General features: G+C 43.2%; 7 protein-coding genes. 1 reads left to right on the top strand and 6 read right to left on the bottom strand.

What is annotated here, in order from left to right:
• Positions 1 to 6 precede the first annotated feature (6 nt).
• The 5 genes from G7B20_RS03520 to G7B20_RS03540 form a co-directional block, all read right to left on the bottom strand.
• The gene (locus tag G7B20_RS03520) at positions 7 to 1503 is read right to left on the bottom strand and encodes a DUF1501 domain-containing protein (protein WP_164108652.1); all 1497 of its coding nucleotides are present in this window, start codon (positions 1501 to 1503) and stop codon (positions 7 to 9) included.
• A gap of 11 nt (positions 1504 to 1514) precedes the next feature.
• Entirely contained in the window at positions 1515 to 4271 is a 2757-nt protein-coding gene (locus G7B20_RS03525) for a DUF1553 domain-containing protein (RefSeq protein WP_164108653.1), read from the bottom strand.
• A 448-nt stretch (positions 4272 to 4719) separates the two neighbouring features.
• Positions 4720 to 5556: a glycoside hydrolase family 16 protein gene (locus tag G7B20_RS03530; RefSeq protein ID WP_164108654.1), complete on the bottom strand. Its 837-nt coding sequence runs from the start codon at positions 5554 to 5556 to the stop codon at positions 4720 to 4722.
• Between the two features lie 15 nt (positions 5557 to 5571).
• Positions 5572 to 7323, bottom strand: a complete 1752-nt coding sequence (locus tag G7B20_RS03535) for a DUF4091 domain-containing protein (RefSeq protein ID WP_240465976.1) — start codon at positions 7321 to 7323, stop codon at positions 5572 to 5574.
• Positions 7324 to 7346: 23 nt separating this feature from the next.
• On the bottom strand, positions 7347 to 9593 hold the full coding sequence (locus tag G7B20_RS03540) for an alpha-L-fucosidase (protein ID WP_164108655.1): 2247 nt from the start codon (positions 9591 to 9593) through the stop codon (positions 7347 to 7349).
• A gap of 247 nt (positions 9594 to 9840) precedes the next feature.
• Here G7B20_RS03540 and G7B20_RS03545 point away from each other — a divergent pair, with 247 nt between their 5' ends.
• Positions 9841 to 11238: an aldehyde dehydrogenase family protein gene (locus tag G7B20_RS03545; RefSeq protein WP_164108656.1), complete on the top strand. Its 1398-nt coding sequence runs from the start codon at positions 9841 to 9843 to the stop codon at positions 11236 to 11238.
• A 12-nt stretch (positions 11239 to 11250) separates the two neighbouring features.
• Here the strand turns inward: G7B20_RS03545 and G7B20_RS03550 are convergent, their stop codons facing one another.
• Entirely contained in the window at positions 11251 to 12876 is a 1626-nt protein-coding gene (locus tag G7B20_RS03550) for a RagB/SusD family nutrient uptake outer membrane protein (RefSeq protein ID WP_164108657.1), read from the bottom strand.
• Positions 12877 to 12882 lie beyond the last annotated feature (6 nt).

A 12882-nucleotide genomic window follows, 5' to 3' on the forward strand; every position in this document is an offset into this window, starting at 1 on the left:
CACACGCTACACGACTGCACTAATTAACTCTCCGTGTACATCAGTAAGTCGAAAAGGTCTACCTTGAAACTCGTAAGTAAACTTCTCGTGATCAAACCCTAATAGATGTAGCATAGTAGCATGCACATCATGTACAGATGCCCTTCCCGAAACTCCGGCAAACCCTATTTCATCCGTTTCACCATAGGTCACTCCTTTCTTTACCCCTCCACCGGCCATCCAAATGGTATAGGCATCCGTATGATGGTCCCTTCCTAGAAATGGCATATCGCTATTATCCCGATTTTCTTGCATCGGTGTACGTCCAAACTCTCCTCCCCAAACCACTAATGTTTCGTCCAAAAGACCTCTCTGCTTTAGATCCAACAAAAGAGCTGTCATAGGCCGATCTATCTCCCTGCATTTATTTCTGAACCCGAGATCAATAGACGTAGAAGAATCTGTACCGTGACTATCCCATCCCCAATCAAAAAGTTGCACGAAGCGCACACCCTGCTCTACCAATTTACGCGCTAATAGGCAGTTATTTGCAAAAGATTCCTTACCTGGTTCTGTACCGTATAATTCGTGAATATATTCCGGCTCTTTACTGATATCCATAACTTCAGGGACGGCAACCTGCATTTTATAAGCCATCTCATATTGTGCTATCCGAGAGAGTGTCTCTGGATCCTTATAGGTATCGTACTCAGCTTTATTAATTTCATTGATCGCACTTATCGTTTGCTTCTTCAAGTCCCTTCCCATTCCGTCTGGATCGGCAAGATATAATACAGGATCTCCTTTAGAACGACATTGTACACCCTGATATACCGAAGGCAGAAACCCGGATCCCCACACGCTCTTGCCTGCGTCGGGCGTCTTACCTCCTGAGGTCAATACCACGAAACCCGGTAAATTACTGTTTTCAGAACCTAGACCATAAGTGACCCAGGAACCTATACTCGGTCTACCCAAACGAGGACTACCGGTATGCATAAATAATTGAGCGGGACCATGGTTAAACTGATCGGTGTGTACTGCTTTTAAAAAACTAACTTCGTCGGCTACTTTTGTAAAATGAGGTAAGTGGTCTGAAATCCAAGCGCCACTCTGTCCATACTGGGCAAAGGTAGCCTGAGGCCCTAACATTTTTGGAACGCCCCGGATGAAAGCGAAAGTCTTTCCAGCTAAAAGTGATTCTGGACAGGGTTGATTGTGTAATTTGTGTAATGCTGGTTTATAGTCAAAAAGTTCCAATTGCGAAGGAGCTCCTGCCATGTGGAGATAAATCACGCTCTTGGCTTTGCCCGGAAACTGCGGTGCTCTGGGGATTAGTGGATTCAATGCATTCAGGTCTATACCTGATCCGGCACCTCCTGGATTACCTGCACAACTCGCGAGAAAACTACCTAAAGCAATACTACCGATTCCGGCAACGCAGTCTTTTAAAAAGTGTCTACGTGTCACAGCCTGTAATTGCTGTTGCTCTAATTCCTTAAACAATTTATTAAAGTCTTTCATCCCTTTCCGCCTTATGATTTCGTTAAAAATTCATCCAAATTCAATAGTGCATTCGCGACAACCATATACGCTGCTTGCGAAATCACCTGCTCGTTAGTCAACTTACCCGACTGTACCCCTAAGAATCGTTCCGCATCCTTTGGCTTTTTACTAAAATCGAGTTTTGCACTTCCATATAATTTTTCTAATGCACTTAGTTTTTCTTTAACAGGACTCCGGAGCATCACCCTTCTATACCCCATCTCTAAAGCCCGTTGCAGATCCCCTTTGCTTTCCTTTTCCATAAACTCCGAGAGGTGTTTTGCAGCTTCTAGATACACAGGGTCATTCAAGGTGGTCAGTGCCTGTAGCGGTGTATTGGTCCGTATTCGATCCACTAGACACACCTCTCGACTTGAGGCATCAAAAGATATAAAAGATGGGTAAGGACTGGTGCGCTTTAGAAAGGTGTACACCCCACGTCTATATTGGTCTTCTCCCTGACTTTTATTCCAAGATTCGCCACTGTACACCGTCATCCAAACACCATCTGGCTGATAAGGCATAACCGGGGGGCCATACATTTTTTTGCTTAACAGTCCTGCAACGGACAGTGTTTGATCGCGGATCTGTTCGGCAGTAAGCCTGAATCTCGGCCCTCTAGCCAGGTAATGGTTATCCGGATCTTTCTTGCTGTCATCGGTATTCAGATCGGAAGACTGCTTATAGGTGGATGACATTACAATCTCCTTAATCAGGCTCTTCATACTCCAATTCTTCTCGTGCATCACATCCAATGCGAGATAATCTAATAAAGCTCCATGTATAGGTGGATTACTCTGCGTACCCATATCGCCTAATGGCTCAACCAGCCCGCGGCCAAACAGTTGTGCCCATACACGATTCACCAAAGTTCGAGCCGTTAAAGGATTCTCTTTGCTCGCAATCCATTTAGCAAATCCAAGACGGTTTTTCGGTTCATTTTTTGGAAAATCATTTAGTACTGCCGGCACAGTAGGTTGCACCTCCTCGCCCAAGGTCAACCGATTCCCCCTTTCGAAAACATGGGTCTTGCGTTTCATATCCAAGGGATTTTCAATCATGATGGGTACAGACTCTGGGTGTGTATTAATAAGCGACAGAAACACGTCTTGCATCCTGCTAGCCTCGACCTCATTCGCTTTTGGTAGGGGTTCTCTAAAAGCAAACCACTCGATCATACACACGGGCTGATCTTTGGCGGCAGTTGGATTTTTAAAAATAAGATACAGATCATGAACACCTTTCTCTGCTTTAAAATCTAAGGCTATCACCTGACGTCCCTTGGTACTGCCCAGCTTGGTATGCAATAATACAGGGCCCTGAAGGGTACCTTTTCGAATCTCCATAGAGCCCCCCTCTAGTCCTGTCCAGTAGTTAAGGTACAGCTGTTCCTTACCATCCAAAGCAATTTGTTTTAGCCGCGCATGACCTCCATCTCTAACACCTAACCATTTTGTATCGTAAAGCGCAGCATTAACCAGTTGATCACTGTAGTGTGCATGTATTTTAGGCTCCAAAGCATGTAAAAAGACATCCGCAGACCGTTGCATTTGCTTATCACCATATTGCCCCAACCAAGACTTGATACTATCGATTCGTCGCTCATCCTCCGCTCGGTAAAAGCGTAATTTCGGATGGTCACCTTGCGTATCCTCATCCCTCGTATTATTAAAGAAGGCCAATGACTTATAATACTCTTCAAATTTAAAAGGATCATAGGTATGACTATGACATTGTACACATTCAAAAGTCGTACTTAACCAAACCTGATAGGTCGTATTCACCCGATCCAATACAGACGCCATTCTAAACTCTTCACTATCGGTACCGCCCTCATCGTTATTCATCGTATTCCGATGAAACGCCGTCGCGATCAATTGATCCTTTGAAGGCTCCGGCAATAAATCCCCAGCAAGTTGTTCGATGGTAAATTGATCGAAAGGCATGTCTTTGTTCAAAGATCGGATCACCCAGTCCCGATAAGCCCATATCTGTCGAGCTCCATCCTTTTCATATCCCTTTGTGTCGGCGTATCGAGCCATATCTAACCACCACGAAGCCCATTTCTCTCCATACCCGTCCCGATTGAGTAAGCTATCCACACGTCTTTCATAGGCATCCTCATGCTTGTCTGCAACGAAGGACTCTACCTCTACGAGCGTCGGGGGGACGCCTACAATATCTAAATATAAACGCCGCAACAGGGTTGGCTTATCAGCCTCTGGTGCAAATGCAAGCCCCTTTTCGGAGAACTTATCCTGAATAAAAAAATCGATATCATTACTTATTCCGGAAGGATTAAATCCGAACAGACCTGCGAACGAAAATGGCTTGGGTACATCCACCTTTTCTGGTAAGGTATAAGCCCAATGCTCACCCCATTTAGCGCCTTCATTAATCCAGCGTCTCATTACATCGATTTCATCTTCACTTAGAGCCGCGGCATTGTAGGGCATCCTTAACTCAGGATCGTCCGTAATAAGCCGCTTGAAAAGTTCACTATGATCAGCGTCTCCACGGATAATTGAAGATTTACCAGATTCTGTCTTAGCAAAAGCTTCTTCTTCAAACAATAGACTTAAACCACCACTGGCTTTCACACCTCCATGGCAGGAAATACAATGTTTGTTGATTATTGGTTTTACTTCTGCACTAAAATCAACGGGGCTTTCTTTCCGAATGGAAAAAAATGCGATACCCAAAACTCCAATAAGTATTATCGAAATTACTAAAGCACGTTTCTTCATTGTTTTAAATATTCACGTAGTGAGGGGATCTAAAAAGTATTTTACCCAATCTTAAACGTGCCCTTGCAAGGAGGTAAGACACGGTAACCTACACTATAATGAAGTAGATTAGTACACCTTCTTTCCTCAAGTTTGCAATGCACACTATTGCTTACTTTTTGAACACCTTCATTCTCTTACAATTGGCATACATACGTTCCACGCCCCCTTGTTGGTATTAATAACTATAGGAAACGATTTAGCTTATGGAACTTTTGTTTATCCACTGGTTAACGTAAAAATAGGAAGTTTACAGAGAAGCAACTAACACTATATTGACAGTTTTTAAAACTATATTAACCCTCCAAACTTATTAGATTCAGTTTTTGTCGCAATCAAACACAAAAAAGCGACAGAAAGTTAAAACACTTCCTGTCGCCCCTATATCATGATTATCTTATTTCCCCTTCTATTGATACACTTTGACCCAGTCGATTTCCATCACTACAGGAAGCTGCTTTTGGTCGACTTTGCCCACCCAACTACCTCCAAGCTGTTGATCAATTAGAATAAAAAACGGTTGATCATAGGGCCATTGAGAAGGATCTACGCCCTGCACTCGGGGATAGGTAAACGTATCTTTGCCATTCAGTTGAAATACGATACGATCCGGATACCAACTTATGCCATACACATTATAGACTCCCGCATCAATAGCTGCCGTTCCATAATGCGGTGGTTTTGTCTTTTGGCCTAAATTCAATGTATAATAGGAATGCGTCGTCTGATAAATGATTTTATCAAAGTTTAGGTGCTCCATAATATCGATCTCTCCGTTTTTGGGGTACTTACCATACTTATCCAACTCTGCCAACATCCACATAGCAGGCCAGGCTCCCTGAGCACTTCCGAGTTTGGCCCGAATCTCAATTCGTCCATATTGAAAAGCAAATTTCCCTTTACTCCAGATACCTCCGGTGATAAAAGGACGCTTATCATGAACAGTATCGGGATTATTGATCCCCAGAAGATGCAACTGTCCGTTTTTTAGTTCAAAACACCTATCATCAGTACTCATGTGCCTATTCCAATCGGCTGTTCCAGCAGGTATCCTACTCCACCTATTCGTATCTAATGTACTTTCACTAAAGTCATCTTTCCAAATCAACTTCCACTCTTTCGCCTCACGCCCCTCCTTTTGAATATAGACCTGAGGGTGCTCAGCCAGTCTGTTGGATACAGAACACGAGCCTAACAGTATACTAACTCCTCCTAATATAGTATAAGTAATCTGACCTACTGTCATTCAGCTATTTGTTTTTTAATTCAATAACGCTTTAGCCATATTAAGGTCTTCATTCCAGGTCTCGGTACGTTTCGGATTATCCAATTTTTGGATGATAGTTTCCAGTGCTTTCAACTTATCCTGATCCTTGGCATCGGTCCATTTCTTACGTAATACAAGTACTTTTTCATAATCCTGAATACCTTCTAGCATCCGTTCAAAACGTATAGAGCTTCTGTTTTGCGGGTATACAACATAGGTATCTCCAGCGGGCCATGTCCGAAACCGCGAATCCTGCAATGGAGTTTCTACCCATGAATTATAGGCCCAGTGTAACACCCCATCAAAACCTGCTGCTAAAGCATACCAGGCAAGGTAGGTCGATTCCGCAGGATCAGAGAACGTAAACTGATTAGGAAAAGAGTTGCCACAATAGACATAAAATGTACTGTTCAATCCCATTGCCCGTCTATTGATTAGATCCTGTTTAGAGAAAGGGTGTCCCGAAGCGATACTGATGTCTCTGCTATCCGGAAATTTTTTGTAGGTTTTTTGATTATCCGCATACGATACACCCAATTCTGGTGCGATCTTTTTCAGCAAGGCGAAAGCTGCTTCCATCTGATCGGGTTCACGCTCATCCATTGCAATATTAGTAATCGACAACCATCCTTTTGTTTTTAGATGCGCAGAAAAATCAGTAAGAAATGGTGTCCACATTTCTTCGAAAACGGATGTTCCGGGTTTAGCTTCCACATCCACAAATTTGCCTGTAGCTTCGTCTTTGTAATGAATCCTATTATTCCATGGAATAATAGAATAACAATTGATCATTTTCTTCACACCGAGATCCATCATAAGTGTAACCCAGCGATCAAAGACGGTATAATCATATTGCCAAGAGCCATCTTTTTTCTTCTTCCAGATAATCATGTCCGCGTAAGGATCTAAGGTCTGTACATTCCAAGGATCTTTATTAAGCGTCGTTGTGATCACCTTTTGTCCTGCATCTGCGAGGCGCTTCATCACAGGCTTCAATGCCGCAAAATGCGCGTCTGACCACATCGTCAACCCTTCTACACGTGCCACGGCTGATGGATGCTGCCATTGATCCAGATGGAATGTCCACTGACTGACTTGCGGCAGTATCTCATTGATCACTTCCAATTCCAATGTCAACGTCTCGATCTTCTTTTCACCTGCTTTAACCACGACCGTACTGGTGTATATACCTCCTTCGCTATCTCGGGGGATATCCACAGTCACCCACACTGGCCGTACTTCCTTCCCCTTAATATCATAACTATCCAGGTCATCCAGCATATCCGGTGACAATGACGCCGCAAAATCCTTTGGCTTACGATAACCACAGCCAGGTCCAAACTCATCAGTCATCACGTAGCGTACAAAACGGGCTTCTGCCACATTACCTTTGATCTCAGAGCGCTTTGATGAACGAAAATCACCAACATCTAAAGAGACATTCCCGATGCCTTCGCTGGACCATAAAAGAAGCTGTGCAGAGACACGCTCACCTTTCCATCCTTTTATCAACATTTTCTTTTGCAAGGGAACCTGTGGTGCTATAGACCGTGCATAGCGCCTGTCCAGCGAAACAAAAGAACTGTTAAGTCCTGGTTTTACAGTAGACCAGTCTGAAAGCGTATCCGCCGTTGGGTCTGCCATCTCTACGAATGTCCTCCCTTTCGCAGACGTTTGCGCCTGTATTGTAACACTTTGGCACCACAGTACGAGACTTACTATTCCTATTTTTACTAAAGTCTTCAAGATATATACATTAAGTTTAGTGACTAGTTATAAAAATCCAGTTCGGCGATACTCAATGAGTTGCCTCCTCCTGTGATTTCGGTTGATATAATACGAATATAACGTGTATTCACCTTATTTCCGAATAGATGCTTTCTTTTCGAAGGATCGTTAATTAAATTACCGAATTCAAAACTCCCGGCGCCCTGCCAATTTTTACCGTCCAGACTTACTTTTAATACCCCCTTGGCCATCATCCCCTCCCCATGCTTCCGTTGGGGTGTATATGCAAATCCAGAGACATCATAGGCACGACCTAAGTCTATTTCTACAAATTGATCTGCCCCCCTAGATGGCGAATGCCAGAATGAATTTTCATTTCCGTCGATAGCTTTATCCACAGCGAACTTTTCACGCGCTCCACTACTCGACAGCACTTTCCAATCCCTCTTGGCTATACCTAAAATTTCCTCTACAATAGCCCCTCTTTGCCCATCGCTATCTATGGCCACAGCCTTTATATTATTAGTGGTAGGTAAGAAAGGTCCCGTGTACAACGGCGATTTACTCGTTGGTTCAGAACCGTCTATTGTATAATAAATACGGTATTCAGATTGCAAGTTGGCCAGCACATCTTCACCATGCGGCTTCCAGCCGAATTCGTGTCGGTGAGGTCTAATTTCGACTTTACCGTCCAAATCCGGGTGAATAGCAAGCTGAGGAGGTCCCACCGGAACCAAATAGGCTCCTACAGTTGTCAACACAGGGATTGCTCTACTTTCTAACACACGCAATCGGAATCGACTAGCCTCCACCATAGGGAATCGTAATATCCTTTTGTACCCCACATTCGTACCCTCGGCAATCTGTTTCCAGCCCCCGTCTTTCCAGATATCAATCGCGTGTCTTTCGATACGCTCCCCATTTTGCTGTACAGCCTCCTGCAATACAAAGCGATTCGTACGTATGGGCTGTGCTGTTTTAAATTCTATTGCATCCTCTTTTACTCTAAATACTGTAGCTTGATTGTCATCCAAGAGTTGTTTAGGCGCTGTTGCTTTCTGAAGGAGATTAGTAGAATATCCCTCTTTGATTCGCTTGCCCACTTCTGTCAGCACCTGCACATCTTCGTCAGAAAATCTCCCCTCACGATTTGGAGGAATATTTAAAAGAAACGTACTGTTACCCCCAACGGCCCGTTCATAAATATCAAAAACATCATCAGCACTTCGTACTTTCTGATACACATCATCTCTGTAAAACCAACCTTCACGTATAGAAGTATTGGTCTCTGCCTGCTGGTAATGAAGATATTTGGCAGAATATAATTTCTCCCGGCTTCCTAAATCTTCATCGGTGAGATCCTTAAATCCTTCCAAGCTGTGCGGGTCGGCATCATAAGGAATCACGTTCCATTCCGTCTTACGTGTAGCACCGGATTCATTACCACACCAACGGACATCCTCCTTTCCAAAAATAACAGCATTGGGTGCTAACATGTTAATTAACTCCCTCCAGGCGGCATAATTATACTTTTGCCCACCTTTTGTTTTCGGATGGGCGCCATCAAACCAGAGCTCATGCACGGGGCCATATTCTGTAAGCAATTCAAAAAGCTGATTCAGGAAATATTCATTATAATCGTCTACCTCAAACTGAAAGGTGGTTTTGTTCTCAAATGGTCTACCTTCAACCCGTCTGGGAATAGTCCGATTGGTGTATTTACTTAGATTACCGTAGCATCCCTTTTCATTTTCAATCTGAAACAGATCTGCCGGGGAAAGGTATATACCCAATTTCAATCCATACTTTTGACAAGAAAAAGACAGGTCTTTCAATATATCCCCTTTCCCATTTTTAAACCCCGTAGACATGATACCGTGATCTGTGTACCTACTTTGCCATAAAACGAATCCGTCATGGTGCTTGACTGTCAGAATCACTTTTTTCATCCCGGCAGATTTCATGGTACGGCACCATTGATCTGTATCCAATTCCTTCAGATCAAAAATACGTGGATCTTCTTTACCGTTCCCCCACTCCATTTTCGTGAAGGTGTTGGGTCCCATGTGTATAAAGGCGATGAATTCGTCCTGTAATGCCTCGTATTGCCTAGCCGTGGGCACCACGTGCGCTGCCTTTTGAATAATATCGGCCTGTGAATCAACGGCAGTAATAGCATAGGTATTCTTTGTTGGAAGTATATTTGCGACATTCTTTTGTTGAGCAACTGCGTGCCAAGAGAAGAACACTCCGCAACCCGCCCATAGTATTTGATTAAAAATTGTCATGGTATCTACTTATGTTATAAAATTAGGGCTTTCCTCAGCAATGCTTAAAAATATATAAAACAAACATTGTATTATTAAAGAATATTAACCTACTTCAAGCTTTTATTACCTTATTTTCAGCATTTTTAAAACAAAGCCAACAATTAATCAGGAAAGTGATGAAAAGTGTCAAATCAACTTGGAATTAGAGATCATAAAGCATTCAATATTAATATTAACCACTAAATTTGCTTAAAATAATTACAGTATGCAGCAGCGCGTAGATCTACTATTTCATCAACAGAAAACGTCCCGAACTTCCAACACGCTATTGGAAGTTCGGCAACGTATCCATCATTTGAAAAAACTGAAGGATGTAATCCATCGGTATGAACCGGAAATATTCAAAGCGCTGTCTGCGGACCTCCGCAAAAGTAAGTTTGAGGCGGCTGTCACCGAAATCTATTTCGTCTATTCGGAAATCGATTTTGCCCTTAAGAATTTATCACGTTGGGTTCGACCACAACGGGCAAAATCAACGGTCTCTAGTCTATTCACCAAAAATAGAATTATCTACGAACCTAAAGGAAACTGTCTGATAATAGCTCCATGGAACTATCCTTTTCAGCTAACGATGAGTCCTTTGGTTTCTGCTCTCGCTGCAGGCAACAGCGTGATTATCAAACCTTCGGAATATAGTCCTCACACTGCTGCCGTCCTCGCTACAATTCTAGACGAAGCTTTTGACAAATCCGTTGTTGCCTGCATTCAGGGGGGGCAGGAGGTTTCAGAAGCTCTGCTAAAACTACCTTTCGATCATATCTTTTTTACGGGAAGTACTCCGGTCGGCAAGATTGTTATGCGGGCTGCTGCCGAACATCTCAGTACCATCACATTAGAATTAGGCGGCAAATCTCCTGTGCTGATAGACCCGAGTGCTGACCTGGAGAAAACGGCGGAAAAGGTCGCTTGGGGTAAGCTGATCAATGCAGGACAAACTTGTATTGCTCCGGACTATGTTCTTCTCCATCACAGCCAAGAAAAAGAATTCATCCATTACTTCAGTGCTGCAGCCACTCGATTAATATATAGGGAAAATGGTATGATTGATCCAGACACTTATGCAAAGATTATTAATACCAGACATATGAGCCGACTTCAGCTCCTTTTGGAAGACGCCATCGGAAAGGGGGCAGAAGTCGTCTGGCAGGGAGACAATGATTTGGAGGATAGTATTCCACCGACATTATTGCGGAAAGTAAACATAGAAAGCCGTATAATGGAAGAAGAAATTTTTGGGCCTTTATTACCTCTAGTCACCTATACCGATCTAGACGAAGCGCTAGATTTTGTTCAGTCAAAACCCAAACCATTGGCATTGTATATATTTAGCAGCAACACAAAATCTACACAACACATCATTAAATCTACCTCTGCCGGGGGTACTTGTGTCAATGATGTCATACTCCACGTATCGAATCCACACCTTCCCTTTGGGGGAGTTAACCACAGTGGAATGGGTGGTAGCCACGGATATTTTGGCTTTAAAGCATTCTCACACGAACGTTCAGTGATGTACCAATCTCGGATTCCTATTTCAAAACTAATATACCCACCCTATTCAAAGAAAGGATGGGTATTGAAATTTTTAAAACGATGGATGTAAATTCGACTCCTCTTAATTATAGCCTGGGTTTTGAGGAAGAACGGCACCGGAATTTGCATCGATAACCTCCTGAGGTATAGGCCATAGTGGCACCATATCTTCTTTACCCGCTATAATCGCACTAGATTGCGTATTCAGTATTTTTAGCCTTCTTAAGAAGACGTCCTTGCCAAACCGGGAGAGTGTCATTCGTCGCATCTCCTCCCCTAAAAGTTCTCTAGCCCGCTCATCCAGTAAATAATCCACATTGACTTGCGATGCTTGAGCTGGAGTTGCTTTCGCACGGCCTCTTACTTCATTGATCGCTTTGGCTGCCATTGCCGGATCATTTTTTTGCAGATAGGCTTCCGCTAATAACAGGTAAGTTTCGCCAAGACGTATTTTAACACGGTCTTTCATATTTCCTTCGTACGCAGGATTGTCAGTCGTCTTTCCATAGAAAAACTTCGTTGTGGTAGCAAACACATTTCCCGATTCTTTAATAGCATTTGTGATATTCAGTTTAGTTCCATACAAAGAGCTTTTAGGGTTATTATGATACCAATCGCGCTTGATATTGTATTTGGAGTTACGTACATCATTAGTTTCATAGCTATTCAACCACCAATCATAAGGCCTTATATGTCCCAATCCACGACCACCTAAGGAATCTGCCAACAGAAAACCAGCCTGCTGCGCGTAAAAAGGAACCCAAGCCCGTTTGCTCCAATCCGTATATAAGTCCCCCCCACCTTGCGCATTATATTCCAATTGCATAGCCCAAATGGTTTCCATATTTCCAGATTTTCTATTTTGATTGTTCTCTATGAACATGTCGTGAAAATAGTCCCCTTCATTATCTTTTCCTACCCCAAACCGCTGATCATTGAGTCTATAAAATCCCGAATTGATCACTTGATTGGCCGCCCAAATAGCAGAGTCGGGCTTATTCGCCCATAGATAGGCCTCGGTCAGATAATGCAATGCTGCCCATTTAGTCAATTTACCTTCTGCAACATTCGCTGGATTCTCCGGGAGGTTCGCTGCCGCCGATTTCAGATCTTCAATCATGTGTTGTACAACTTCCATTTTAGGAGTCCTTGTAAAGTCAGTCCTTGGATCCTTTGTCACTTTGTCCACCCATGGCACATCGCCATACAAGCTGATAAGATACCTATACGCGTATGCCCTAAAATACGATGCTGTCCCTTTGACCAACATTGGGTCCTTTTGTGGATCTTTCCAATCAATACCGGTGTTGTTCAGTGCTTCCAGTATCAAATTGGCATTACCGATAAGGCCATAGGCAAACTTCCAATAATTGCGAACATACGATGAAGCCGGATTAAGCGTATAATTCGAGAAAGGGGCTAACGTAGCATCGGTACCCGTCCCTTTGATGGCCACAATATCTGTTCCTACCTGAAGTGCCTCTTGCGGGGTAGCCCCCTGACTGAAGAAAGGGTTATTCCAGGTCTGAAACTCCAGTCTCGCAAAGGCGTACAGACCAGTTAACCCTGTTTCAAAGCCATTTGTATTGGTGTAAGTATTGTCAGGAGCTTGAAATCCGCTGGTATCCTCATCCAGAAAATTCTCACTACAACCTATAGTTGTCAGAGCGGCAAGCGCTATTATTGTTATTTTATTAAGCTTCTTCATCTTCCA

It is taken from the genome of Sphingobacterium sp. xlx-96 (assembly GCF_011007365.1).
Taxonomy (GTDB): domain Bacteria; phylum Bacteroidota; class Bacteroidia; order Sphingobacteriales; family Sphingobacteriaceae; genus Sphingobacterium; species Sphingobacterium luzhongxinii.

Coding starts and splice junctions, on each gene's coding strand:
- G7B20_RS03540 (WP_164108655.1), bottom strand. CDS start 9,593: ATGACAATTTTTAATCAAATACTATGGGCGGGTTGCGGAGTGTTCTTC.
- G7B20_RS03520 (WP_164108652.1), bottom strand. CDS start 1,503: ATGAAAGACTTTAATAAATTGTTTAAGGAATTAGAGCAACAGCAATTA.
- G7B20_RS03525 (WP_164108653.1), bottom strand. CDS start 4,271: ATGAAGAAACGTGCTTTAGTAATTTCGATAATACTTATTGGAGTTTTG.
- G7B20_RS03545 (WP_164108656.1), top strand. CDS start 9,841: ATGCAGCAGCGCGTAGATCTACTATTTCATCAACAGAAAACGTCCCGA.
- G7B20_RS03530 (WP_164108654.1), bottom strand. CDS start 5,556: ATGACAGTAGGTCAGATTACTTATACTATATTAGGAGGAGTTAGTATA.
- G7B20_RS03550 (WP_164108657.1), bottom strand. CDS start 12,876: ATGAAGAAGCTTAATAAAATAACAATAATAGCGCTTGCCGCTCTGACA.